Origin of the sequence: Streptomyces sp. NPDC003035 (genome assembly GCF_042888285.1) — a bacterium.
In the GTDB taxonomy this organism is placed as follows: Bacteria; Actinomycetota; Actinomycetes; order Streptomycetales; family Streptomycetaceae; genus Streptomyces.
The window spans coordinates 65,249-89,306 of sequence record NZ_JBIAPJ010000010.1 but is presented as its reverse complement, the minus strand read 5'-3'; the positions used below and the strand labels follow the sequence as shown (position 1 = coordinate 89,306).

The following is a 24,058-nucleotide window of genomic DNA, read 5'->3' as shown; positions in this document are numbered from 1 at the left end:
AACATGGCATCTGCATTCGAGTACGCACCCGCGCCCGAGTCGCGGTCCGTCGTCGACATCGCCCCCTCGTACGGCCTGTTCATCGACGGCGAGTTCGTCGAGGCGGCCGACGGCAAGGTCTTCAAGACGGTCTCCCCCTCCACGGAGGAGGTCCTCTCCGAGGTCGCCCAGGCGGGCGCGGAGGACGTCGACCGCGCGGTGAAGGCGGCACGCAAGGCGTTCGAGAAGTGGTCGGCGCTGCCCGGCTCCGAGCGCGCCAAGTACCTCTTCCGTATCGCCCGGATCATCCAGGAGCGCAGCCGCGAGCTGGCCGTCCTGGAGACCCTGGACAACGGCAAGCCGATCAAGGAGACCCGCGACGCGGACCTCCCGCTGGTCGCCGCGCACTTCTTCTACTACGCGGGCTGGGCCGACAAGCTCGACCACGCCGGCTACGGCGCGAACCCGCGTCCGCTGGGCGTCGCCGGCCAGGTCATCCCGTGGAACTTCCCGCTGCTGATGCTGGCCTGGAAGATCGCCCCGGCGCTCGCGACCGGCAACACGGTCGTCCTGAAGCCCGCCGAGACGACCCCGCTCTCCGCGCTGTTCTTCGCGGACATCTGCCGCCAGGCGGGGCTCCCGAAGGGTGTCGTCAACATCCTTCCCGGTTACGGGGAGACGGGCGCCGCGCTGGTCGGGCACCCGGACGTGAACAAGGTCGCCTTCACCGGCTCGACCGCGGTCGGCAAGTCCATCGCGCGCTCGGTGGCCGGCACGGACAAGAAGCTCACCCTCGAACTGGGCGGCAAGGGCGCGAACATCGTCTTCGACGACGCCCCCATCGACCAGGCCGTCGAGGGCATCGTCACCGGCATCTTCTTCAACCAGGGCCAGGTCTGCTGCGCGGGCTCGCGCCTGCTGGTCCAGGAGTCGATCCAGGACGAGCTGCTCGACAGCCTGAAGCGGCGGCTCTCCACCCTCCGGCTCGGTGACCCGCTGGACAAGAACACGGACATCGGCGCCATCAACTCGGCCGAGCAGCTGTCCCGTATCAACGCGCTGGTGGAGAAGGGCGAGGCGGAGGGCGCCGAGCGCTGGTCCCCGGCCTGCGAGATCCCGTCCGCCGGTTACTGGTTCGCGCCGACGCTCTTCACGAACGTCACGCAGGCGCACACGGTCGCCCGCGACGAGATCTTCGGCCCGGTGCTGTCCGTGCTGACGTTCCGTACGCCGGACGAGGCGGTGGCCAAGGCCAACAACAGCCAGTACGGCCTGTCGGCCGGCATCTGGACGGAGAAGGGCTCGCGGATCCTCGCCGTGGCCGGCAAGCTCCGGGCCGGTGTCGTCTGGGCCAACACGTTCAACAAGTTCGACCCGACCTCGCCCTTCGGCGGCTACAAGGAGTCGGGCTTCGGCCGCGAGGGCGGTCGCCACGGTCTGGAGGCCTACCTCGATGTCTGATGTGCGACTCAGTGTCCTCAAGACCTACAAGCTGTACGTCGGGGGCAAGTTCCCCCGCTCCGAAAGCGGCCGGGTGTACGACGTGACCGACCCCAAGGGCAAGTGGCTGGCGAACGCGCCGCTCTCCTCCCGCAAGGACGCCCGTGACGCGGTCGTCGCCGCGCGCAAGGCGTTCGGCGGCTGGTCGGGCGCCACGGCGTACAACCGCGGCCAGATCCTCTACCGCGTCGCCGAGATGCTGGAGGGCCGCAAGAGCCAGTTCGTGCACGAGGTGGCGCACGCGGAGGGCCTGTCGAAGTCCAAGGCGGCCGAGGTCGTCGAGGCGGCCGTCGACCGCTGGGTCTGGTACGCGGGCTGGACGGACAAGATCGGCCAGATCGTGGGCGGTGCGAACCCGGTCGCGGGCCCGTTCTTCAACCTGTCGACGCCCGAGCCGACGGGCGTGGTGGCGGTCGTCGCCCCGCAGGAGTCCTCCTTCCTCGGCCTGGTGTCGGTGATCGCCCCGGTGATCGCGACGGGCAACACGGTCGTGGTGATCGCCTCGGAGAAGGCACCGCTGCCGGCCCTGTCCCTGGGCGAGGTGCTGGCCACCTCCGACCTGCCGGGCGGCGTCGTCAACATCCTCTCCGGCAGGGCCGCGGAGATGGGCCCGCACCTGGCGGCCCACCAGGACGTCAACGCGATCGACCTGACGGGAGCGGACGCGGACCTGGCGCGCGAGCTGGAGATCGCGGCGGCGGACAACCTCAAGCGCGTCCTGCGCCCCCGCGCCGTGGACTTCACCGAGTCCCCGGGCACGGACCGGATGACGGCCTTCCTGGAGACGAAGACGGTCTGGCACCCGACGGGTTCGCTCGGCGCGTCCGGCTCGGCGTACTAGCAGAGCCTGACGAACGGCCCCCGGTATGCGCCCGGGGGCCGTTCGCCGTGCGCTCGACGGCGTCGGCGGCACCGGCGGCGCGGTGCCGCTACTTCGGAAGCGCCCCGGTCGCCTCGCCCACCAGCGGGTCGAGCTGGAGGCTGGTCAGCGGGCCCACGGCGTGCGTGGTGGCGCCGAGCATCGAGGCCGCGTCGCTGCCGACGAGCGTGGTCACCGGGGCGGGCAGCGGCGCCGGTTCCGCCTGGGCCGCGGTGCCCAGGCCGAGTACCGCCGCTCCGCCCGCCGCCATGATCAGCCCTGCCTTCAGCAGGGCGCCGCCGCGGGATTTCCTGGAGCCTGTGCGACTGTGACGCGCCATGAGTGGTCCTTCGACGTGGGGTGACCGCATGGGCACCGAGCGTAGTCGCAGTGTGACGCTCGATACCAACCCCCTCCCTCGGGGGTCCCCTTCCCGAGGGAATGGTTCACACTGGTGTCCCGTGAGTTCCCTACCGATCCCGACCCGTGTCGTCCTGCTCGCGGGCCCCTCAGGCTCCGGCAAGTCGTCCCTCGCCGCCGCCACCGGCCTTCCGGTGCTGCGCCTCGACGACTTCTACAAGGAGGCCGACGACCCGACGCTCCCGCTGGTCGCGGGCAGCGCCGACATCGACTGGGACTCCCCGCGTTCCTGGGACGCGGACGCCGCCGTCGCGGCGATCGTCGAGCTGTGCCGTACGGGACGCACGGACGTCCCCGTGTACGACCTGGCCACCAGCGCACGCGTGGGCCATGACGCCCTGGACATCGGACGCACACCGCTGTTCGTGGCGGAGGGGATCTTCGCGGCGGAGATCGTGGAGCGCTGCCAGGAGCTCGACGTGCTCGCCGACGCGCTGTGTCTGCGGGGCCGCCCCTCGACGACGTTCCGCCGCCGGCTCCTGCGTGACCTCAAGGAGGGCCGCAAGTCGGTGCCGTTCCTGCTCCGTCGCGGCTGGCGCCTGATGCGCACCGAGCGCTCCATCGTGGCCCGCCAGACGGAGCTGGGCGCGCACCCCTGCGCCCGGCAGGAGGCGCTGGGCCGCCTCGCGGCGGCCGCCGCGGGCCGCCACCGGGCGCCGGTGGGCCGCTGACCCAACGGGAAACGCGACGCGGGCCGTACAAGCCCCCCCGGCTTGTCCGACCCGCGCCTTTTCCCCCGTACCCCCGTACGGTCCCCCGTGTTTCCCCCGTTGCCCCCCGACCTTCAGGCCACCAGCTCGCCGAAGGACTCCTCCTCGTCACGGCCGAAGCTCAGGACCTCGTCCTCGCGCAGCCGGCGCAGGGAGCGCCAGATGCTCGACTTCACCGTGCCGACACTGATGTCCAGGATCTCCGCGATCTCGGGATCCGTACGGCCCTCGTAGTAGCGCAGCACCAGCATCGTGCGCTGGAGCTCGGGCAGACGGGCCAGCGCCTGCCAGAGGACCGCTCGCAGCTCGGTCCCGCGCATCGCGTCCGTGTCGCCGGCCGTCTCCGGCAGCTCCTCGGTGGGGTACTCGTTGAGCTTGCGCCGGCGCCAGGCGCTGATGTGCAGGTTCGTCATGGTGCGGCGCAGGTAGCCACCCACCGCCGCCTTGTCGCTGATCCGGTCCCAGGCGCGGTACGTCGAGAACAGCGCGCTCTGGAGCAGGTCCTCCGCCTCGAAGCGGTCACCGGTCAGGTGGTAGGCGGTGGCGTACAGGGAGGCACGGCGCTCCGTCACGTAGGCGGTGAACTCCGCTTCCGAGACCGACGGCTGCCGCTCCCCCTTGACCTCCCCGTACGCCGCTCCCCCGTCAGCCACGGCGACCATGTACGGCGCCTTGTGCTGACGCCCGACGCTGCGAACGCACCCCCGCCCGTTCACCGCGCCGGACTTCTCCGGGCTCCGCACGACGACATCGTGGAGACGCGTGACAACTGCGCTCGAGGTGGTGCTGTGCAGTGCGTTCATCTCGCGCCCCCCGTCGGTTGGAGTGGGTTTCTGTCCGTGTGCCAAGAAGCTTGCCCGGCCCACTTCATCGCGGTGTCCGCCGACTGTCACAGCCGTGTCACAGGGGCCGGTCCCCCCGCACAGTCGAACTCCGATGACTCATGGGACAGAATGGCGTCCGTGCCTTTCCTGTTGCTGATCGAGGACGACGACGCCATCCGCACGGCCCTCGAGCTCTCCCTGTCTCGCCAGGGCCACCGAGTGGCCACCGCGGCGACGGGCGAGGACGGCCTGAAACTGCTCCGTGAGCAGCGTCCGGACCTGGTCGTCCTGGACGTCATGCTGCCCGGGATCGACGGTTTCGAGGTGTGCCGGCGCATCCGGCGCACCGACCAGCTGCCGATCATCCTGCTGACCGCGCGCAGCGACGACATCGATGTGGTCGTCGGCCTGGAGTCGGGAGCCGACGACTACGTCGTGAAGCCGGTCCAGGGGCGGGTGCTGGACGCCCGGATCCGGGCCGTACTGCGGCGCGGGGAGCGGGAGTCCACCGACTCGGCGACCTTCGGCTCGCTGGTCATCGACCGTTCGGCGATGACGGTGACGAAGAACGGGGAGGATCTGCAGCTCACGCCGACCGAGCTGCGGCTGCTCCTGGAGCTGAGCCGGCGGCCCGGCCAGGCCCTGTCCCGGCAGCAGTTGCTGCGGCTGGTGTGGGAGCACGACTACCTGGGCGACTCGCGGCTGGTCGACGCCTGCGTCCAGCGGCTGCGCGCCAAGGTGGAGGACGTGCCGTCCTCGCCGACCCTGATCCGTACCGTCCGCGGCGTCGGCTACCGGCTGGACGTCCCTGCGTGAGACGAGGGATGTTCTCGGGGCTGCGCTTCACCAGCCTGCGGCTGCGGCTGGTCGTCGTCTTCGCCCTGGTCGCGCTCACGGCCGCCGTGTCCGCCTCGGGGATCGCGTACTGGCTGAACCGTGAGGCGGTCCTGACCCGTACCCAGGACGGTGCGCTGAACGACTTCCGGCAGGAGATGCAGAACCGGGCCGCGACGCTGCCGCTGCACCCCACCGAGGAGGAGCTGCGGCGTACGGCCGAGCAGATGGCGGGCGGCAGCTCCGGCTACAGCGTGCTGCTGCTCGGGGAACGGGCCGCGGGCAAGCCGATCATCGGGGCCTCCGACCCGGACACCTTCACGCTGGCGGACGTACCGGCCGCGCTGCGGGTGGCCGTGGACACCGAGCGGCCGGTCACGGAGGGCAACGACCATCCGTACCACCTGTTCTGGCAGCGCACGGAGCGCGGTCGCACGCCGTTCCTGGTCGGCGGGACGAAGATCGACGGCGGCGGGCCCACCGGCTACATGTTCAAGTCGCTGGACGCCGAGCGGGCGGATCTGAACTCGCTCGCCTGGTCGCTGGGGATCGCGACCGCGCTGGCGCTGGTGGGCTCCGCGCTGCTCGCGCAGGCCGCCGCCACGACCGTCCTGCGGCCGGTGCACCGGCTCGGTGAGGCGGCCCGGCAGCTGGGCGAGGGAAAACTCGACACCCGGCTGCGGGTCTCCGGCACGGACGAACTGGCCGATCTCTCCCGGACGTTCAACAGCGCGGCGGAGTCCTTGCAGAAGAAGGTCGACGACATGAGCGCGCGGGAGGAGTCCAGCCGGCGCTTCGTCGCGGACATGTCCCACGAGCTGCGCACTCCGCTGACCGCGCTGACGGCCGTCACGGAGGTCCTGGAGGACGAGCAGGACTCCCTCGACCCGATGATCGCGCCGGCCGTGGCGCTCGTGGTGAGCGAGACGCGGCGGCTGAACGACCTGGTGGAGAACCTGATGGAGGTGACCCGCTTCGACGCGGGCACCGCGCGGCTCGTCCTCGACGACGTGGACGTGGCCGACCAGGTCACCGCCTGCATCGACGCCCGGGCCTGGCTGGACGCCGTTGAGCTGGACGCGGAGCGCGGGATCGTGGCGCGGCTCGATCCGCGCCGGCTCGACGTGATCCTGGCGAACCTCATCGGCAACGCGCTCAAGCACGGCGGGTCGCCGGTGCGGGTGGCGATCCGTACGGAGGGCAAGGAGCTGGTGATCGAGGTACGGGACCACGGTCCGGGCATCCCGGAGGAGGTCCTGCCGCACGTCTTCGACCGGTTCTACAAGGCGAGCGCGTCCCGGCCCCGCTCGGAGGGCAGTGGTCTGGGGCTGTCGATCGCGATGGAGAACGCGCTGATCCACGGCGGTTCGATCACCGCCGCGAACTCGCCGGACGGCGACGGCGCGGTGTTCGTCCTGCGTCTTCCGCAGGACCCCGATGCTGTCGATGCCGATCCCGATGCCGGTCCCGACGCGACGGACGGCGGCGAGCAGGGCGAGGTGGAGGAGCGTTGAGAGGGCTTCGCCGTACGGGAACGCGTACGGGAGTACGTACGGGGGTGCTGGCGGCGGCCGTCGTGGTGGCCGCGCTCGCCTCCGGATGCGGGATCAGGACGACGTCCGTCCCCGTGGACGCGGGCCCGGCGCCTTCACGGGTGCCGTGCAGCGTGTCGGGCGACGAGGTCGCCACGCAGACCACGGGCATGCCGGTCCAGGTGTTCCTGGTGTGCGGTTCGCAGCTGGAGGCGGTGGACCGCAGGTCGCCGCTGCCCGAGGAGAAGGTCGGCGGGGACCCGGTGCGGACCGCGTCGGTCCTGCTCGCGCAGTTGCAGAGCGAGCCGTCGGACAGCGAGCGGGAGGCCGGGTTCTCCACGGCCGTGAAGGGGCCGCTGGTCGTCACCCGCGGCCACAAGGGCGATCCCTCGGACACGCTCCGGCTGAGCAGGCAGCCGGAGGATCTGACGCCGACCGCCCTCGCGCAGATCGTCTGCACCTTCGCGCGGAGCGCGGCCGGTGCGGGCGGCGACACGGTGGTGCTCGGCGGTCCCGGCGCCTACCCGCCGCACCGCTACCGGTGCACGGACGAGTTGCGGGAGCGGCCCGAATCGGTGGCCCCGACCGTGGCTCCGACCGTGTCCGGGCCGGAACCGTCCGCCTCCTGAGCCGAGCCGTCGCGGGAGCGGCGGAACCGATTCCGGCACGGGGCGCGTCTTGGGGGGCGTGCAGCGTCAAGGTTCGGGCGGCAGTGCCGCCGTGGTCGTACGCGTGGCGGGGTTCGTCCTCCTCCTCGCGCATCTGCTCCTCGTCGCCTGGGTGACGCTCCGCCCACGCGACGTGGCCTGGGTGACGGCGCCGAACCTGACCCCACTGGCCGGGATCAAGGCGGATCTCGTGCTCGGCCCGGCCGAGGCGGTCCGGCGGATCGGCGAGGGGCTGCTGCTCCTGGCCCCGCTCGGGGTCCTGCTCCCGATGGCCGACGGCCGGCTCCATGTGTCGCCGTGGGCGTCCCTGGCCCGTACCGCTGCCGCCGGGGCGCTGGTGTCCCTCGCCGTCGAACTGCTGCAGACCGCCGTGCCCGGGCAGGTGGTGGACGTGGACTCACTGCTCCTGAACACCGCCGGGGTCACCCTGGCTCATCTCCTCGTCGTGCCCGCGGGCCGGGCGCGGCTGCGGCGCGGGAGGGACCCGCGACCGGGCCGGTCCTCCTCGGGGACCAGTCGGGGCCGGGGCTCGACCCTGCTGCGGGACGAGGGTTCTCAGGGGGCTACCCCGACGATTCCCAGGGTCGGGATCGCCCCGTAGACCGACGCTTTGTCCCACCGCCCGGGGCGAGTATGGAGTCGGAGAGCCCGACGAGCGGCTCTCGGACAACGCTTCGAAGGAGCCCACCATGGCCGCACTTGTCCGCCCCCGTGACGGCCGCATGATCGGCGGAGTGTGCGCAGCGCTGGCACGGCGCTTCGGCACCTCGGCCACCACCATGCGGGTCATCTTCCTCGTCTCCTGCCTGCTGCCCGGCCCGCAGTTCGTGCTGTACCTGGCGCTGTGGATGCTGCTGCCCTCGGAGAAGGCGGCCGGCCCGGCCTGGTAGGGACACAGGGCGTACGAATGCCGAATGGGGCGCGCACCCGGATCCGGGTGCGCGCCCCATCGGCGTGTGCGGCGTGATCAGCCGATCGGCAGACCGTCGAGCGGGAGGCCGCCGAGCAGGTTGCCGACCTGGGTGTTGCCGAGGACGTCGGTGGCGCCGTCGAGCGGGGCGTGCTCCACGGCCTGGCCGGCCGTGGCGGGCAGGGTCTTGACGCCCTGGTCGACGGCGGTCTCGCCGCCCACGAGGGACTCGGCGGTGCCGTCGGGGAGCTCGGTGAGCCCGTCGCCCAGCGGCACGGTCTGGGTGACCAGGCCGAGCGCGGCGGGGGTGGGGGCGGCCGGGGCGGCGGCGGCCGTGCCGGCGGCGGCAGCGGCGAAAGCGGCACCGAGAGCGGCGACACCGAGCGTCTTGGCGGCAGACTGCTTCATCAGAAAATCATCCTTGAGGATCTTGGGGATCATGGAGCTTCGGGGAAAGCAGGAATTCGGGGATGCAAAGCAGCTCTGCAAGCTAGCCACCCACGGACGCTCCCGCAAACACCGAAAGGCGGCCGGAATCGTGTCTCCCGACCGCCTCACCCCTCGTCCCGGCTCCTGTCCTCAGTCCGTCCGGCGGGAAGACTCGCTGGTCGCGGCCGTCTGCTGGAACAGCCATGCGGACTTCAGCTCGGCATATCCGGGCTTGATGACGTCATTGATCATGGCGAGGCGTTCATCGAAAGGAATGAACGCTGATTTCATCGCATTGACGGTGAACCACGCCATGTCGTCGAGCGTGTAGTCGAAGGCCTCGACCAGCAGCTCGAATTCCCGGCTCATGCTCGTCCCGCTCATGAGGCGGTTGTCGGTGTTGACCGTGGTCCGGAAGTGCAGCTTGCGGAGCAGCCCGATGGGGTGCTCGGCGATGGAGGCCGCCGCGCCGGTCTGGAGGTTGGAGGTCGGGCACATCTCCAGCGGGATGCGCTTGTCCCGGACGTACGCGGCGAGCCGGCCCAGCACCACCGAGCCGTCCTCGGCGACCTCGATGTCGTCGATGATGCGGACGCCGTGCCCGAGCCGGTCGGCGCCGCACCACTGCAGGGCCTGCCAGATGGACGGCAGGCCGAAGGCCTCGCCGGCGTGGATGGTGAAGTGGTTGTTCTCCCGCTTGAGGTACTCGAAGGCGTCGAGGTGGCGGGTGGGCGGGTAACCGGCCTCGGCGCCCGCGATGTCGAAGCCGACGACACCGGAGTCGCGGTAGCGGTTGGCGAGTTCGGCGATCTCCAGGGCGCGGGCGGCATGCCGCATGGCGGTCAGCAGCGCGCCGACCCGGATGCGGAGACCCTTGGCCATGGCCTGCCGCTCGCCCTCGCGGAAGCCCTCGTTGACGGCCTCCACGACCTCCTCCAGGGTCAGCCCGGCCTCCAGATGCTGCTCGGGGGCGTACCGCACCTCCGCGTAGACCACGCCGTCCTCGGCGAGGTCGACCGCGCACTCGGCGGCGACCCGGACCAGGGCCTCGCGGGTCTGCATGACGGCGCAGGTGTGCGCGAAGGTCTCCAGATAGCGCTCCAGCGAGCCGGAGTCGGCGGCCTCGCGGAACCAGATGCCGAGCTTGTCGGGCTCGGTCTCGGGAAGGTTGTCGTAGCCCTGGGCGCGGGCGAGGTCGATGATCGTGCCGGGGCGCAGTCCGCCGTCGAGGTGGTCGTGGAGGAGCACCTTCGGGGCGCGGCGGATCTGTTCCGCGGTGGGGACGTTGGGGATCTGGCTCGTCATCTCGGCACTCTAACGCCTACGCGCGTAGAGCGTCCCTCCTCAACGCGCTTGTCGATACGTAACAGTGACCGCGCGTACGGATGGCGTACACCTCGGCTTCTGAGACTGTTCTGCCATGGCGCACTCCGCACTCGTAGGGACCGCAGGCGGCCGGACACCCCGGCTCGGACGGTCCGTCGGCGCATCGCACCCCGGTACGGCGGTGGGCGGTGTGGTCCTGCTCCTCCCGAACGGGGAGGCGACCTCCGCGCGGGGCGCCTCCGTCCGGGCCCACGCGGCGCTGCTGCCGCTGGGGCGGCGGCTGGCCGCGGCCGGGCGGGGCGAGGGCCTCGTGGTGCACGCGGTGCGCTACCGGGGGCGCGGCTGGAACGGCGCGGACGCCCAGCTGGCCGCGGACGCGTCCTGGGCGGCGGCGGAGGCGGTACGGCGCTACGGCGACGTCCCGGTCTGTCTGGTCGGCCACGGGATGGGCGGACGGGCCGCGCTGCGGGCCGCCGGGCACACGGCGGTCGACGCGGTGCTCGCGCTGGCACCCTGGCTGCCGGAGGACGACGTGGCGGCGGAACCGGAGCCGGTGCGCCAGCTGGTGGGGCGCCGGGTCCTGATCTTGCACGGCACCAACGACGCCCGGACGGATCCGGAGCTGTCGTACCGGCTCGCGGAGCGGGCGAAGAAGTCGAACCGCGACACGTGCCGCTTCGAGGTCCACTCCGACGGCCACGCGCTGCGCCAGTACCGGGAGGAAGTCCAGGCCCTGGCGGCGGACTTCGTCCTCGGCTCGCTCTTCACCCACCCCTACGCCCGCCCGGTCGCCGACGCCCTCGCGGCCCCGCCGCCCCTGGGCCTGCGGATGCCCCTGGCGGCGGGCTTCGGCCGCCCACCCCGGCGCCGGTAGCGCGTCAACACCGCGACCTCCTGCCACGACTTCGTGTGTATGCGCGGATCCGCCTCGGAGGCCTCCGGGAGGTCCGCTCATAGCGTGACGCCATCCAGCCGTCGCGCCGAGCAATCGAGGACGCCCCATGTCCCACTCCCCCAGGACTCTCGTTTCCCTGGAGCCGGGAACCCGGTTCGACATGCCGCGGATCCCCACGCGGCTGCCGCTGCTCGCACATCCGGAACATGCGCGCATCGAGAAGGAATGCTCCCGCTGGGCCCGCCCGTATCTGGTCGAGTACTTCGACGGTGCGGAGCTCGCCGACCGGTATCTCCGGCAGCGCATGACGTACTGGGCCTGCCTGTGCTACCCGCACATGCTGGACGACCGGCGCTTCACCCTGCCGAACATCATGATCCCGGCCGGCATCTGTGACGACTCCTTCTCCCGCCCCGGCGTCCAGGAGAGCCTCGAGCAGGCCGAGGCTCTGCGACAGCTCTGGCTCGCGATGTTCGACGGCGGACCGGTCGCCCCCGAGTTCCCCGCCGGCCGGATGCTGAGGGACGCCCTGGCCCCCGCCTGGCCTCAGATGTTCCCGGATCTCGCCGGGCGTTACCGGGACGCCTACCGGGACATCGTCGCCTCGGCCGTGACGGAGGCCGACGCCCGCCTCGACGACGACCTGCTCCCTTTCGACGACTACATGGAGCTGCGTCTGACCAACCTCTTCGGCTACTGGTCCACCTGCCAGACCGAGTACGCCCTGGGCTGCGACCTCACGGGCGAGCTGGCGACCGACCCGGCTCTGGCGAAGGCCCGGGACCTCGCCATCAACCACATGACGCTGGTCAACGACCTCTACTCCTTCCCCAAGGAGTACGAGGCCGGAGAAGCGATGAACTGCATGTGGATCCTCCTGCGCGGCGAGTCGCTCTCCTTGCAGCAGGCCGTCGACAGGGTCGGCGAGTTGATCGGGCTGACCGAGGAGTCGTTCTCCCGCACGTGCGCCGAGATCACGAGCGGGGGAAGGCCCCTCCATCCGGCGGTGCCGACCTACCTGACGGAGCTTGGCCACCTCATCAGCGGCAACCTCCACTACCACGGCCTGACCACCCGCTACCACGGCGACGCCACGTTCGGGACCTCCGGTCAGCGGGCCGGAACCGTCACTATCCAGCGCCTGGGAACCGTGCACTCGCCGGCCCGCGTCAACGTGTGATCATGTGTGGCCTTTTTGAAGGATCCCCGGGGAATCGCTCGCGCTCCGCCGGATCCGCCGGGGGGAATTCCTGAAGCATGGGAGCACCACTTTCCTCCCACGCCCATCGAGGTCATTCATGCGCACGAACGCCCAAGAAGCAGATTTTCCGCTGATCTACTGCCCGTTGGAATCGGCCATCCATCCTCGTTCCCGTCGGATCGAGGCCCAGGCGGAGGAATGGGTGCGCGACAGCGGGATGTGCGCGTCCGAGCGGGAAACGGCCTGGGTCGTCGCCACGCACAGTACGGATTTCTATGCGCGTTTCGCGCCGGTCGCCGACGACGAGCGGCTGCTGGCGACCTCGTTGTGGGTCTACTTCGGTTTCGCCTTCGACGACGCGCGGTGCGACAACGGACCACTGAGCAGCCGGCCGGCCGAGTTCAACGTCCTGGCCGGGCTCGTCCAGCGGGCCGTCGAGGCGCCGTCGGCGGACGATCGCGGGGAGCGTTACGTCCGGCCCCTGCAGGACATCGTCGGCCGCTTCCGTTCCTTCGGTACGCCGGCGCAGGTCCGCCGCTTCGTCGCGGCCCACCGGGCCTGGCTGTCCGGAGTCGCCTGGCAGATCGGCAACCAGGCGAGCGGCAGGATGCCGGATCTCGACGAGTTTCTGGCCATGCGGCTGCTGGCGGCCGGCGGGGAGCCGACGTTCGCGATGCTGGAGCTGGCCACGGGGCTCGAGGTGCCGGGCAACGAGCTGCACCGGCCCGCCGTACGCGCCCTGACGGAGATGGCGATCCTCGTGGCCGCCCTGGACAACGACCGGCACTCCCTGCGCAAGGAGATGAGCCGGGGGCACACCGACCAGAACATCTACAGCGTGCTCATGCACCATCGGGGGATGGCGGTCGCCGAGGCGGTGGAGGAGGCGAACCGGATCAGGGACCGGGTCCTGGTCCGCTTCATGGCGCTGCACGACCGGGTGCGACCCACGGCCGGTGTCGAGCTGGCGAGTTATCTGCAGGGCCTGCGTCACGGCATCCGCGGCAACGCCGAGTGGGGGCTCCAGGTTCCGCGTTACGTCAGCCTGGGCCGCGTACCGGATCCGATGGAGGCGGCGCCGCTCGCCTGGGCGGAGGAGCCCTCGGACGCCGCGCCGGAGCCGGTGCCCGGGGCGCCGACGGTGGCCTGGTGGTGGGACAGGGACCTGGCGTAGGAAAAGACAGGCTTTTCCCACAGACATAAAACCGCGAAATCCGCGTGCGGACCCTTTTGAGGGAACCACGGCATTTTCCACCGGGCCGCACAACGGGTTATCGATACGCTGATCCCGGTCCTTTCTCCCCTGATTTCAAGGAGTTCTCATGTCGTTCCTTCGCCGTGCCGCCGCGGTGTCCGTCCTGTCCGTCGCGGTCGTCGTGGCGGGTGTCGGGCCCTCGGCGTACGCCGCCGCCGCGCCGTCCGTGACCGCCGACGGTCCCTACGGCTTCGGCGGACGGGGTGAGCGGCCGCTGCAGTTCGGCCCCTTCGAGATCCCGCGCAACGGACACGTCGGCTTCACCTGGGGCACGTCGAACCGGGGCTAACGACCGCCTGGCACGGAGAACGACCCGATGGGGTGCGGCGTCGCCGCACCCCATCGGGCTGTCCGGGACGGGCCCGCGGCCCGTCCACGGTCATCTCTTGAGCGTGGCGGCGCTGGCGACGAGGACCACGACGACACAGAGCAGGATGAGGGCGGCGTCGCGTACGAAGACGCCGGTGACGCCGTCGTGGGAGGCAGCCTCCGTGGCGGCCTGTACCGCGTAGGTCATGGGCATGATCTGCGCGAGGCCGTCGAGGAACCCGTGCATCTCCGCCCGCGGCACGAACAGCCCGCACACGAGGAACTGCGGCAGGACGCCTGCGGGCAGGAACTGCACGGCCTGGAACTCGTTGCGGGCGAAGGCGCTCACGAGGAGACCGAGGGCCAGGCCGAGCAGCGCCCCGAGCATCGCGATGATCATGAGGAGATAGGCCGGACCCTTGATGTCCAGGCCGAGCGGGCCCACGGACAGCAAGGTCGACAGGACCGCCTGGATGAGCGCGAGGAAGGCGAACGCCAGGCTGTAACCGAAGACGATGTCGAGCCGCTGCACCGGGAGGGTCAGCAGCCGCTCGGCCGTTCCGGAGGTGCGTTCCCGCAGGGTGGAGACCGACGCCACCAGGTACATGACGATGACGGGAAAGATCCCGAAGACCTGGGGCCCGATGCGCTCGAAGGACTCCTCCGCGTCATGGAACATCAGCTTCAGCAGGACCATGAGCATGCACGGGATGACGAGCATCAGCGCGGTGCTGCCGCGGTCGCGGGAGATCTGCTGGAGAACCCGCTGGGCCGTGGCGGCGGTGATGCTGGGGGTGAACGGCAGCGTGCGGCCGAAGCAGCGCGCTTCCGAGGTCGGTTCGCCGGCGAAGGTCATGAGCGCATGTCCGTCGCGAAGTACGGCAGGTCCGGGTCCGGCAGCGGGTCGTCGGTGAGCAGGGGCCCCGGCACCCTGCCGGGCAGGAGGTGTTCCGCTTCCTCCTCCAGGGTCTGGGACGACCGGACCAGATGCATGAAGGCCTCCTCCACGCTGTCGCACCCGGTGTGCGCGAGCAGTTCCGCGCGTCCGGCCGACGCGAGCAGCCGGCCCGCCCTCATCAGCAGCAGCCGGTCGCAGCGGTCGGCCTCGTCCATGACATGGCTGGAGACGAGCAACGTGGTGCCCTCCTGCGCGAGGCGCTTGAAGACCAGCCACAACTCGCGCCGCACCATGGGGTCCAGTCCGACGGTGGGTTCGTCCATGACCAGGAGAGCGGGGGTGCCCAGCAGGGCGACGGCGAGGGAGACGCGGGAGTACTGCCCGCCCGAGAGACGGGCGACGGGCTTGTCCGCGTACTCGGCCAGGTCGACCTCCTTGACCACCCGCACGACCGCGTTCTCCCGGCGCCAGCCCCGCAGTCCCAGGGCGGCCGAGAAGTAGCGCAGGTTCTCCAGCACGGTCAGGTCCGGATAGACCGACGGCGCCTGGGTGACGTAACCCACCCGTGAGCTGAGGGCACGGACTCCGGCGGGCATTCCAAGGACCTGCACATGCCCGGCGGTGCAGGGCTGGATCCCCACGACCGACCGCAGGAGCGTCGTCTTCCCGCAGCCGCTCGGCCCCAGAAGCCCCACGATCGAGCCCCGCGGAACCGTGAAACTGATGTCCTGCAGAATGGCGTGCCTGCCGCGCACGACGTGCAGGCCGTACACACTCACCGCCGACGGGCCGGGAATGCGCCGACTCCTCATGTGAATATCGCTCTGCCTCACAAAACCACTGTCTTCAGATAGTCGGCCCGGGAGCGGCAATCACAGCCCGCCGGAATGCAGAACCCGCCGGGACTGCCGCAGGTTACGGCGCGGCGCCGCCGCGTTGACACCGCCCGGAACGGGCCGTCCGCCCGCGAGACACACGTGCTCCTTCCGGGGTCGCGGCCAGTGGTCGCCCTCGGTGGTCGCTGTCGGTGGTCGCCGTCAGTGGTCGCCGTCAGTGGTCGCGCCGGGTCAGCAGCAGCGCCAGCTCCTGGAGCTGCCGGTACACCTCCGGGGTCGGCCGGGCGCGTGACAGCGCGCGGAAGGCCGCGGTCAGTTGGCGCTTCGCCTCCAGTTCGGTCCGCTCGCGCCCGCCCGCCTCCTCGATGAGGGTCACCGCGAGCGCGACGTCCGTCGCGTCCAGGGGCCGTGTACCGCCGTACAGGGCGGCGAGTCGTCTCCCCGCCTCCCCGGTGGTCGACAGGGCCGCCACCACGGGCAGGGACTTCTTGCGCGCCGCGAGATCCGCACCCACCGGCTTGCCGCTGCGCTCACTGGCGCCCCAGATGCCCAGGAGGTCGTCCACGCACTGGAACGCGACGCCCAGACACCGCCCGAAGTCCCGTAGACCCGCGACCCGCTCCTCGTCGGCCCCGGCCAGCAGGCCGCCCAGAGCGCAGGCCCCGCCCATGAGGGCTCCCGTCTTCCCCTCCGCCATCGCCAGGTAGTCCGCCGTCTCCACCGCCTCGGCCTTCTCGAAGGCGACGTCCTGGCTCTGTCCCCGCATCAGGTCCGCGAGGACCGCGACCAGCTCCCGGACCGCCGCCCCGCCCTGGGCCCCCGGCACGTCGAGAAGCGTCCGCAACGCGACGACCAGCAGGGCGTCACCGGCCAGCACCGCGGGGCCGGTGCCGAAGACGGCCCACACGGCGGGGCGGTGCCTGCGCAGACAGTCCTTGTCGATCACATCGTCGTGCAGGAGCGAGAAGTCGTGCACCAGCTCCACGGCCACGGCGGCCGGCACCGCGCAGTCCGCGGAGCCGCCGACGGCCCGTGCCGCCAGCAGCGCCAGCGCCGGGCGGACCGCCTTGCCCCCCTCCGCCGCCTCGCCGGGCGACCCGTTCCCGTCGGCCTCGTGCCAGCCCCGGTGGTACCCCGTCATCCGACGCTCCGGCTCCGGCAGCCCGGCGACCGCCGCGCGCAGGGCCGGAGTCACCAGATCGCGGGCCCAGCCGAACAACGAGGACGGCGAGACAGCCGACTCCCACCCCACCGCGGTCAACCCCGACACAGCACCTCCCGGACGAACCGCTCGCCTCCCTCACGGCGACGAGCGAGCAATTGCTGGCAATTCCACGCTCCAGCTAAGTACCACCGAGAATGCAGAAACGTTGCCTTCACCGGGTCCCTCGGAAAAGACCACCTCACCGGACCAAATGCATGATCTTCGCCCTCGTTCGCACAAACCGGCCGAAGGGCATACCGGAAATTCACATGCGTTCACTCCGGCAGCAGATTTCCCCGTTTGCTGAGCAGGAACTTCTTGAAGGCGGCCACCGGCGCCGTGTCAGGGTGGCCGTCCAGCCAGGCGACGCCGATCTCGCGCACAGCGCGGGGGGCCGTCACATTGAGCTCGACGACGCCGGGGCGCGGGACGGCCGGCGGAGGCAGCAGGGCGACGCCCAGACCGGCCGCGACCAGGCCGCGCAGGGTCTCGGCCTCCTCGCCCTCGAAGGCGACCCGGGGCTTGAACCCGGCCTCGGCGCACAGGTCGTCGGTGATGCGCCGCAGCCCGTAGCCGGGCTCCAGCGTCACGAAGGTCTCGTCCGCCGCCTCCGCGAGGCGGACCCGCTTGCGCGAGGCGAGCCGGTGGTCGTCGGGCACCACCAGACGCAGACGCTGCTCGTCGATGCGGCGGGCGACCAGGTCGGGCGCGTCGGGCACGGGCGAGGTCAGGCACAGGTCCAGGTCCCCGGCCCGCAGCCGCTCGATCATCGCCTCGCCGTAGTTCTGGACCAGGGTGAAGCGAACGCGGGGGTGGTCCACGCGGAAGGCGCGGATCAGCCCCGGCACGGTCTCGGAGCCCATGGTGTGCAGGAACCCGAAGGCGACCCGCCCCGCCGTCGGGTCGGCGTCCGCCCGTACGGAGTCCGCCGCCCGCTCCACCTCCGCGAGCGCCCGCTCGGCGGAGGCGTAGAACGTGCGGCCCGCCGGGGTGAGCGAGACCGTCCGTCCCCGGCGGGCGAACAGGGCGACGCCGAGGTCCTGTTCGAGCCGGACCATCGCCCGGGACAGCGTCGACTGCGGTACGCCCATCTCGGCCGCCGCCCTCGTCACATGCTCGTGCCGGGCGACCGCCGCGAAGTACGCGAGCCGGGGCGCAAGCAGCAGCCCCATGTCTTCTTCGTAACTACCCGGTGACAGCCGACCCTGTGACCTGTACTCATGCACCATGGGAACGATTACAGCAGTTCCGTGCATTGGACGCATGAAACGGATCGGCCTACGTTCGTGACATGCCTTCCGCCAGTACCAAGGCGGCCGCCACCAGCACGGCCGCCGACACCCGCCTGACCCCCGGTGCCCCCGGCTACCGCCGCATGAGCTTCGCCCTCTTCGCCGCCGGGCTCGCCACCTTCGCTCTCCTCTACTCCACGCAGGCCCTCCTCCCCGCGATCTCGGCGGAGTTCGGCGCCACCGCCTCCGCGGCCTCCTGGACGGTCTCCGCCGCGACCGGCGCCCTCGCCCTCCTCGTCCTCCCGCTGAGCGCCCTCTCCGAGCGCTTCGGCCGGCGCGCGATGATGACCGCCTCGCTCGCCGTCGCGGTCGTCGTCGGACTGCTCGTCCCCTTCGCCCCGAACCTGGAGTGGCTGATCGCCCTGCGGGCGGTCCAGGGCGCGGCGCTCGCGGGCCTGCCCGCCTCGGCCATGGCGTTCCTCGCCGAGGAGGTGCGACCGAGGGCGCTGATCGCCGCGATCGGCCTGTTCGTCGCGGGCAACTCGATCGGCGGCATGAGCGGCCGGCTCGTCACCGGCTGGGCGGCCCAGGTGTGGGGCTGGCGCGCCGGGCTCCTCGCGGTCGGCCTCATGGCGGTGGCCTGCGCGGTCGTCTTCCGTCTCCTCCTCCCCAAGGCCCGTCACTTCACCCCCGGCTCGCTGAACCCGAAGGCAGTGGCGACGGCGGTCCGCACCCACCTCGCCGACCCGCTGCTGATGCGCCTGTACGCGATCGGCGCGCTGTTCATGACGGTGTTCGGCGCGGTCTACACCGTGATCGGCTACCGCCTGGCCGAGGCCCCGTTCTCGCTCCCGCAGGGCGTGATCGGCTCGATCTTCCTGGTCTACCTCGTCGGTACGGTCTCCTCGGCGGCGGCCGGGAAGCTGGTCGGACGGCTCGGCCGGCGCGGGGCGCTCTACCTGGCCGTCGGCACGACCGCGGCCGGTCTGCTGCTCTCCCTGGCCGACGCGCTCGCCGCCGTGCTGCTGGGCCTGGTCCTGATCACGGCCGGTTTCTTCGCCGGGCACGCGGTCGCCTCCTCCTCGGTGAGCCGTACCGCGAAGACCGGCCGCGCGCAGGCGTCGGCGCTCTACCAGTCGGCGTACTACCTGGGCAGCAGCGCGGGCGGCACGGTCGGCGCGATCGCCTTCCACTCGGGCGGCTGGGCGGGCACGGTCCTGCTGGGCCTGATCGCGGTCCTCGGCGTCGTGTCGATCACGCTGTACGGCAGCCACAGCGCACGGGTGGCGGCGCGGGCCGAGGCGGGTCGTCTGCGGGTCCGCGCGGCGCTCTGAATCCGTACCGCGCAATCCGTACCGCGTCCGTTACAACCGGTGCGCCCTCCCGGTCGTCTCAACTCGTAAGAGTCGACGGGGAGTTGATGATCATGGGAGTCATACGGAAGCGGGCCGGGATCGTCCTCGGCATCACCTCGACGGTGGTGCCGTTGACGGTCGCGCTCGGTGCGGCGCCGGCGCAGGCGGCCTCGTGCAACGTGACGACGGGGCCGTACCAGAAGCAGGTGGAGAAGTTCCTGGGGCGGGCGGTGGACGGGCGGCAGTCGCTCGCCGACTGCCGGGCGATCCAGTCGTTCCAGCGCACGCACGGCATCGCCCCGACGCAGGGCTACGCCGGTCCGCTGACCTGGCGGACGATGTCCACGATGCTGGCCCAGCGGGCGGCCGGCACGAACCCCAACAGGGCCGGGGCGTGCCCGACGAACAAGGGGCGGATCGCCTGTGTCGACCTGACCCGCCAGCTGAGCTGGATCCAGGACGGCTCGCGGCTGACGTACGGCCCCGTGCCCGTCCGCACGGGCAAGGACGGGACGGAGACCCGGACCGGCGCCAAGAGGATCTACTGGCGGAACATCAACCACTGGTCGACGATCTACCACGTGTCGATGCCGTACGCGCAGTTCTTCGACGGCGGGCAGGCCTTCCACTCCACCACCAAGTCCATGTGGAACCCGCCGGGTTCGGGCGGCTGCGTCAACATGCGTCCGGCCGACGCCAAGGCGTACTGGAACCTGCTCAGGAACGGCGACGACGTGTACGTCTACGGACGGAAGCCGGGAACCTGACCCCGGTTGTCAGTGGGCTGCGGTAACTTCCCCTCATCGGCACAGAACCGGTGCCGGTGAGGGGCGAGTGGGGTGGACCTGCATGAGTGACCTGGCGACCGCTACCGATGACCGGAACTCTCAACTGGAGAAGTACCGCACCGAGTTGACCGGCTACTGCTATCGGATGCTGGGCTCCTCGTTCGAGGCCGAGGACGCCGTCCAGGACACGATGGTGCGCGCCTGGCGCTCCATGGACTCCTTCGAGGGTCGCTCGTCGCTGCGCTCCTGGCTGTACCGCATCGCGACCAATGTCTGCCTCGACTCGCTCAACGCGGGCAACAAGCGGGCCCGGCCGATGGATCTGACCGCCGCGACGCCGGTCGCGCAGGCGCAGCTGAACGCCCGGCCGGAGATCACCTGGCTGGAGCCGGTGCCGGACGGGCGGGTGCTGCCGTCGGTGGCCGACCCGGCGGAGACCGCGGTCTCCCGCGAGACCGTGCGCCTGGCGTTCGTCGCCGCGCTGCAGCACCTGCCGCCCAAGCAGCGGGCCGTGCTGATCCTGCGCGAGGTGCTGGCCTGGAAGGCGAGCGAGGTCGCCGAGCTGCTCGACACCACGGTCGCCTCGGTCAACAGCGCGCTCCAGCGGGCGCGCGCCACGATCGCCGAGAACGAGCCGGCGGCCTCGGACGCCGCGGACCCGCTCGACGAGGAGCAGAAGGAGCTCCTGGAGCGCTATGTCGCCGCCTTCGAGGGGTACGACATGAAGGCGCTGACGGCGCTCCTGCACGAGGACGCGACGATGTCCATGCCGCCGTACGACCTCTGGCTGCGGGGGCACGACGACATCGTGGGCTGGATGCTCGGGGTCGGCGACGTCTGCCGCGGTTCGAAGCTGGTGCCGACGGTGGCGAACGGCTCTCCGGCGTTCGCGCACTACCACCCGGACCCGGAGGGCGGTTACAGCCCGTGGGCGCTGATCGTCCTGGAGCTGAGGGACGGCAAGGTCGGCGGCATGGACTTCTTCCTGGACACGAAGCGGTGGTTCCCGCTCTTCGATCTGCCGGAGCGGCTCGAGGCGTAGTCACCGGCGCGGTCATACGACGTCGGCGAGGCCGACGAGATCCAGGAGGGCCCGCAGCTCGGCTCCGGCGCCCCGGAGCCGCAGCCGGTGTCCGAGGCGCCGGGCCGTGAGTTTCAGCCGGGCCAGGGCGTCCACGGCCGCCAGATCGGCATGGGCGAGCCCGCCGACGTCACAGATCACGTCGGTGGGCGGCACCCCTTCGAGCACGGCGCACAGGCGGGCGATCTCGTCCGGGGTGGCCCGGGCGGCAAGGGTCAGAACGAGCGGTCGACTGGTCTCCACACCAAGGAGACCTGCGCCACGGCCGGAACTCATCGCAGCCTCTAGGCTTCGCGCATGATTCTCGACCCTGTCGAACTGGTGATCTTCGACTGTGACGGCGTCCTGGTGGACAGCGAGCGGATCTACTGCCGGGTCGACCGGGAGGTCTTCGCGGCGCTCGGCGCCGAGTTCACCGAGGCCGAGGTCGTCGAGCAGTTCGTCGGTTCGTCGAACGAGGTGCTCACGGCCATCCTGGAGGAGCGGCTCGGGCGGCCCCTGGAGCCCGACTGGCACGTGCCCTACCGGCCGCTGTACGACCGGGCGCTGGACGCGGAGCTGACGGTGGTCGAGGGCATCACGGACGCCCTCGACGCGCTGGACGTGCCGTTCTGCCTGGCGTCGAACGGCAGCCACACCTCGATCCGCCGGAATCTGACGCGGGTGGGCCTGCTGGACCGTTTCGAGGGCCGGATCTTCAGCGCTCGCGACGTCGCGCAGGGCAAGCCCGCCCCCGATCTCTTCCTCCACGCCGCGGCCACCACGGGCGTCCCGCCCGAGCGGTGCGCGGTGGTCGAGGACAGCCCGTACGGCGTCCGGGCGGCACGCGCGGCCGGGATGCGGGCCTTCGGCTACTGCGGGGGCCTGACGCGGGCGGACCGGCTGATGGGTCCGCGGACGCTGGTCTTCGACGACATGCGGCAGCTGCCGAGGCTGCTCGGGGAACCGCTGGCCTGAGCGGCGGGGTGCTCAGCCGAAGGGGAAGGCGCTGGTGTCGAGCGTGAGGTCGAAGGGGGCGGGAAGGTGGACCTTCTCCCCGAACGGCACAGCGCTCAGGACGCGGTAGACGTCACCCTTCGGCTCGCCATAGAGGGTGACGGTGGGGCCACCCGGGGCGAAGCCATCGATCAACAGGTAGAGCGGCACACCCGCCTGGGCATAGCCTGCCGCCTTCTTGATGCGGTCGTGAACCGCGTTCGACTTGGACGTGACCTCCACGACCAGCTCCGCATCCGCGGCGGGGACGAAGTGGCCCGGCCTGTGTAGCGCGGCCTCCGGCATCACCGCCAAGTCCGGGATGAACAGGCCGTCTCGCGAAGGAACCGACGCCCCCAGAGTCTGGTAGATCCCCCAGTCCTCCGGAATCACGCTGTACAGCCGCCGATGGACCTTCTCGGCGATCAGATTGTGACTGTTGGACGGCGGCGGTGACACGGTGATGATCCCCTCGATGATCTCCACCTTGCAGCCCTCAGGGGCGTCCGTCTCCTCCCAGATCCGGACGAGGTCGTCCCAGTCGCGGCTGTTGGCCGAAGCGGGGTCGACGGTGAGTGCGCTCATGGCGGTCTCCAATCAGTGCGTCACCGATCCCAGCATGCCGAACGGGACCGGTGGAGGTCCACCGGTCCCGTTCACCCGAAAGGGTCACTGGCACATGCCAAGAATGATCAGGCGATGCGGTCGAGGACGATCGGCTTCGGGGTGAACGCCGTGCCCTCCGCCGCGATGTCCCAGGAGCCGTCCAGGGACTTCAGGGCGTAGTCGAACTTCTCCGGGGTGTCCGTGTGGAGGGTCAGCAGCGGCTGGCCCGCCGTCACCGTGTCACCCGGCTTGGCGTGGAGTTCGACGCCCGCGCCGGCCTGGACCGGGTCCTCCTTGCGGGCGCGGCCCGCGCCGAGGCGCCAGGCGGCGATGCCGATGTCGTACGCGTCGAGGCGGGTGAGGACGCCGGAGGACGGGGCGGTGAGGACGTGCTGCTCGCGGGCGACCGGGAGGGTCGCGTCGGGGTCGCCGCCCTGGGCCGCGATCATGCGGCGCCAGACGTCCATCGCCGAGCCGTCCGCGAGCGCCTTCGCCGGGTCCGCGTCCTTGATGCCGGCCGCGTCGAGCATCTCGCGGGCCAGGGCGATCGTCAGCTCGACGACGTCCGCCGGGCCGCCGCCCGCCAGGACCTCGACGGACTCGCGGACCTCGAGGGCGTTGCCGGCCGTGAGGCCGAGCGGGGTCGACATGTCGGTGAGCAGCGCGACCGTCTTCACACCGCTGTCCGTGCCGAGTCCGACCATCGTGTGGGCCAGCTCCTGCGCGTCCGCGAGGTTCTTCATGAAGGCGCCGGTGCCGACCTTGACGTCCAGGACGAGCGAGCCGGTGCCCTCGGCGATCTTCTTCGACATGATCGAGGAGGCGATGAGCGGGATCGCCTCGACCGTGCCGGTGACGTCCCGGAGGGCGTAGAGCTTCTTGTCGGCGGGGGCGAGCCCGTCGCCCGCCGCGCAGATCACCGCGCCGGTCGTGTCGAGGACGTGCAGCATCTCCTCGTTGGAGAGCAGCGCGCGCCAGCCCGGGATGGACTCCAGCTTGTCGAGCGTGCCGCCGGTGTGGCCGAGTCCCCGGCCCGACAGCTGCGGCACGGCCGCGCCGCACGCGGCGACGAGGGGCGCGAGCGGGAGGGTGATCTTGTCGCCGACGCCGCCGGTGGAGTGCTTGTCGGAGGTGGGCCGCGAGAGGGACGAGAAGTCCATGCGCTCGCCGCTGGCGATCATCGCGGCCGTCCAGCGGGCGATCTCACCGCGGTTCATGCCGTTGAGCAGGATGGCCATGGCCAGGGCCGACATCTGCTCGTCGGCGACCTCACCCCGGGTGTAGGCGTCGATGACCCAGTCGATCTGCTCGGGGCTCAGCTCGCCCTTGTCCCGCTTGGTGCGGATGACGGAGATGACGTCCATGTGGTGCCTCTTTCTACGCGCATAGAGGGGAAAAGGGAGAGCGGCCCTTCCATCGTGCCGGAAGGGCC

At 71.1% G+C, this 24,058-nt stretch carries 27 protein-coding genes; 16 read left to right on the top strand and 11 right to left on the bottom strand.

Going from position 1 to position 24,058, the window contains the following annotated elements; translation table 11 throughout:
• Window positions 1-3: 3 nt before the first annotated feature.
• Window positions 4-1,440, top strand: coding sequence for an aldehyde dehydrogenase family protein (locus ACFYV5_RS29310; protein WP_389173321.1), 1,437 nt, complete (start codon window positions 4-6; stop codon window positions 1,438-1,440).
• Window positions 1,433-2,320 carry an aldehyde dehydrogenase family protein gene (locus ACFYV5_RS29305; RefSeq protein WP_389173319.1) on the top strand — a complete coding sequence of 296 codons (888 nt, stop codon included), beginning with the start codon at window positions 1,433-1,435 and terminating at the stop codon, window positions 2,318-2,320. The genes ACFYV5_RS29310 and ACFYV5_RS29305 overlap by 8 nt, the downstream gene beginning before the upstream one ends.
• A gap of 88 nt (window positions 2,321-2,408) precedes the next feature.
• Here the strand turns inward: ACFYV5_RS29305 and ACFYV5_RS29300 are convergent, their stop codons facing one another.
• The gene (locus tag ACFYV5_RS29300) at window positions 2,409-2,678 is read right to left on the bottom strand and encodes a hypothetical protein (RefSeq protein WP_389173317.1); all 270 of its coding nucleotides are present in this window, start codon (window positions 2,676-2,678) and stop codon (window positions 2,409-2,411) included.
• 121 nt (window positions 2,679-2,799) lie between these two features.
• Between ACFYV5_RS29300 and ACFYV5_RS29295 the strand changes: the two genes are divergently transcribed.
• Window positions 2,800-3,429, top strand: coding sequence for an ATP-binding protein (locus ACFYV5_RS29295; RefSeq protein ID WP_355105478.1), 630 nt, complete (start codon window positions 2,800-2,802; stop codon window positions 3,427-3,429).
• Between the two features lie 113 nt (window positions 3,430-3,542).
• Here ACFYV5_RS29295 and ACFYV5_RS29290 read toward each other — a convergent pair whose 3' ends face one another.
• Window positions 3,543-4,271 (bottom strand): SigE family RNA polymerase sigma factor, encoded by a 729-nt coding sequence (locus tag ACFYV5_RS29290; protein WP_389173315.1) that lies wholly within the window; start codon window positions 4,269-4,271, stop codon window positions 3,543-3,545.
• A 159-nt stretch (window positions 4,272-4,430) separates the two neighbouring features.
• Here ACFYV5_RS29290 and afsQ1 point away from each other — a divergent pair, with 159 nt between their 5' ends.
• The 5 genes from afsQ1 (at window position 4,431) to ACFYV5_RS29265 (ending at window position 8,216) form a co-directional block, all read left to right on the top strand.
• Window positions 4,431-5,108 carry a two-component system response regulator AfsQ1 gene (gene afsQ1, locus ACFYV5_RS29285; protein ID WP_175439295.1) on the top strand — a complete coding sequence of 226 codons (678 nt, stop codon included), beginning with the start codon at window positions 4,431-4,433 and terminating at the stop codon, window positions 5,106-5,108.
• Between the two features lie 8 nt (window positions 5,109-5,116).
• Window positions 5,117-6,640 (top strand): ATP-binding protein, encoded by a 1,524-nt coding sequence (locus ACFYV5_RS29280; RefSeq protein ID WP_389173571.1) that lies wholly within the window; start codon window positions 5,117-5,119, stop codon window positions 6,638-6,640.
• Window positions 6,637-7,287: a hypothetical protein gene (locus ACFYV5_RS29275; RefSeq protein WP_389173312.1), complete on the top strand. Its 651-nt coding sequence runs from the start codon at window positions 6,637-6,639 to the stop codon at window positions 7,285-7,287. The genes ACFYV5_RS29280 and ACFYV5_RS29275 overlap by 4 nt, the downstream gene beginning before the upstream one ends.
• A 58-nt stretch (window positions 7,288-7,345) precedes the next feature.
• Complete coding sequence (locus ACFYV5_RS29270; RefSeq protein ID WP_389173310.1) at window positions 7,346-7,927, top strand: VanZ family protein; 582 nt, start codon at window positions 7,346-7,348, stop codon at window positions 7,925-7,927.
• 88 nt (window positions 7,928-8,015) lie between these two features.
• Window positions 8,016-8,216, top strand: a complete 201-nt coding sequence (locus ACFYV5_RS29265) for a PspC domain-containing protein (RefSeq protein ID WP_389173308.1) — start codon at window positions 8,016-8,018, stop codon at window positions 8,214-8,216.
• 77 nt (window positions 8,217-8,293) lie between these two features.
• Here the strand turns inward: ACFYV5_RS29265 and ACFYV5_RS29260 are convergent, their stop codons facing one another.
• Together ACFYV5_RS29260 and ACFYV5_RS29255 are read right to left on the bottom strand one after the other, a co-directional pair.
• Window positions 8,294-8,644: a hypothetical protein gene (locus ACFYV5_RS29260; RefSeq protein WP_389173306.1), complete on the bottom strand. Its 351-nt coding sequence runs from the start codon at window positions 8,642-8,644 to the stop codon at window positions 8,294-8,296.
• Between the two features lie 171 nt (window positions 8,645-8,815).
• Window positions 8,816-9,970, bottom strand: a complete 1,155-nt coding sequence (locus tag ACFYV5_RS29255) for an adenosine deaminase (RefSeq protein WP_389173304.1) — start codon at window positions 9,968-9,970, stop codon at window positions 8,816-8,818.
• Window positions 9,971-10,085: 115 nt separating this feature from the next.
• Between ACFYV5_RS29255 and ACFYV5_RS29250 the strand changes: the two genes are divergently transcribed.
• The 4 genes from ACFYV5_RS29250 to ACFYV5_RS29235 all read left to right on the top strand — a co-directional run bounded on the left by ACFYV5_RS29250 (window position 10,086) and on the right by ACFYV5_RS29235 (window position 13,631).
• The gene (locus ACFYV5_RS29250; RefSeq protein WP_389173302.1) at window positions 10,086-10,865 is read left to right on the top strand and encodes an alpha/beta hydrolase; all 780 of its coding nucleotides are present in this window, start codon (window positions 10,086-10,088) and stop codon (window positions 10,863-10,865) included.
• A 127-nt stretch (window positions 10,866-10,992) separates the two neighbouring features.
• Entirely contained in the window at window positions 10,993-12,066 is a 1,074-nt protein-coding gene (locus ACFYV5_RS29245) for a terpene synthase family protein (RefSeq protein WP_389173300.1), read from the top strand.
• Between the two features lie 118 nt (window positions 12,067-12,184).
• Window positions 12,185-13,261 carry a hypothetical protein gene (locus tag ACFYV5_RS29240; RefSeq protein ID WP_389173298.1) on the top strand — a complete coding sequence of 359 codons (1,077 nt, stop codon included), beginning with the start codon at window positions 12,185-12,187 and terminating at the stop codon, window positions 13,259-13,261.
• A gap of 148 nt (window positions 13,262-13,409) precedes the next feature.
• The gene (locus tag ACFYV5_RS29235; RefSeq protein ID WP_355105456.1) at window positions 13,410-13,631 is read left to right on the top strand and encodes a hypothetical protein; all 222 of its coding nucleotides are present in this window, start codon (window positions 13,410-13,412) and stop codon (window positions 13,629-13,631) included.
• Between the two features lie 90 nt (window positions 13,632-13,721).
• On the opposite strand, the gene ACFYV5_RS29230 is transcribed toward ACFYV5_RS29235, so the two are convergent.
• The 4 genes from ACFYV5_RS29230 to ACFYV5_RS29215 all read right to left on the bottom strand — a co-directional run bounded on the left by ACFYV5_RS29230 (window position 13,722) and on the right by ACFYV5_RS29215 (window position 17,818).
• Window positions 13,722-14,507, bottom strand: coding sequence for an ABC transporter permease (locus ACFYV5_RS29230; RefSeq protein ID WP_355105454.1), 786 nt, complete (start codon window positions 14,505-14,507; stop codon window positions 13,722-13,724).
• Complete coding sequence (locus tag ACFYV5_RS29225) at window positions 14,504-15,361, bottom strand: ABC transporter ATP-binding protein (RefSeq protein ID WP_355105452.1); 858 nt, start codon at window positions 15,359-15,361, stop codon at window positions 14,504-14,506. Before ACFYV5_RS29225 ends, ACFYV5_RS29230 begins: the two co-directional genes overlap by 4 nt.
• A 238-nt stretch (window positions 15,362-15,599) precedes the next feature.
• A complete protein-coding gene (locus tag ACFYV5_RS29220) occupies window positions 15,600-16,655 on the bottom strand; it encodes a polyprenyl synthetase family protein (protein WP_355105450.1) in 1,056 nt (351 codons plus the stop codon).
• A gap of 209 nt (window positions 16,656-16,864) precedes the next feature.
• Window positions 16,865-17,818: a LysR family transcriptional regulator gene (locus tag ACFYV5_RS29215; protein ID WP_389173294.1), complete on the bottom strand. Its 954-nt coding sequence runs from the start codon at window positions 17,816-17,818 to the stop codon at window positions 16,865-16,867.
• A 62-nt stretch (window positions 17,819-17,880) separates the two neighbouring features.
• Here ACFYV5_RS29215 and ACFYV5_RS29210 point away from each other — a divergent pair, with 62 nt between their 5' ends.
• The 3 genes from ACFYV5_RS29210 (at window position 17,881) to ACFYV5_RS29200 (ending at window position 21,006) form a co-directional block, all read left to right on the top strand.
• Window positions 17,881-19,155: an MFS transporter gene (locus ACFYV5_RS29210; protein WP_389173292.1), complete on the top strand. Its 1,275-nt coding sequence runs from the start codon at window positions 17,881-17,883 to the stop codon at window positions 19,153-19,155.
• Window positions 19,156-19,247: 92 nt separating this feature from the next.
• Complete coding sequence (locus ACFYV5_RS29205) at window positions 19,248-19,943, top strand: L,D-transpeptidase family protein (protein WP_389173290.1); 696 nt, start codon at window positions 19,248-19,250, stop codon at window positions 19,941-19,943.
• Window positions 19,944-20,025: 82 nt separating this feature from the next.
• The gene (locus ACFYV5_RS29200) at window positions 20,026-21,006 is read left to right on the top strand and encodes a sigma-70 family RNA polymerase sigma factor (protein WP_389173288.1); all 981 of its coding nucleotides are present in this window, start codon (window positions 20,026-20,028) and stop codon (window positions 21,004-21,006) included.
• A gap of 12 nt (window positions 21,007-21,018) precedes the next feature.
• On the opposite strand, the gene ACFYV5_RS29195 is transcribed toward ACFYV5_RS29200, so the two are convergent.
• A complete protein-coding gene (locus tag ACFYV5_RS29195; RefSeq protein ID WP_389173286.1) occupies window positions 21,019-21,288 on the bottom strand; it encodes an STAS domain-containing protein in 270 nt (89 codons plus the stop codon).
• A 54-nt stretch (window positions 21,289-21,342) separates the two neighbouring features.
• Between ACFYV5_RS29195 and ACFYV5_RS29190 the strand changes: the two genes are divergently transcribed.
• Window positions 21,343-22,002, top strand: coding sequence for an HAD family hydrolase (locus ACFYV5_RS29190; RefSeq protein WP_389173285.1), 660 nt, complete (start codon window positions 21,343-21,345; stop codon window positions 22,000-22,002).
• A gap of 12 nt (window positions 22,003-22,014) precedes the next feature.
• Here the strand turns inward: ACFYV5_RS29190 and ACFYV5_RS29185 are convergent, their stop codons facing one another.
• Complete coding sequence (locus tag ACFYV5_RS29185; RefSeq protein ID WP_389173284.1) at window positions 22,015-22,605, bottom strand: Uma2 family endonuclease; 591 nt, start codon at window positions 22,603-22,605, stop codon at window positions 22,015-22,017.
• Window positions 22,606-22,712: 107 nt separating this feature from the next.
• The gene (locus tag ACFYV5_RS29180; RefSeq protein WP_355105434.1) at window positions 22,713-23,990 is read right to left on the bottom strand and encodes a thymidine phosphorylase; all 1,278 of its coding nucleotides are present in this window, start codon (window positions 23,988-23,990) and stop codon (window positions 22,713-22,715) included.
• Between the last annotated feature and the right edge of the window lie 68 nt (window positions 23,991-24,058).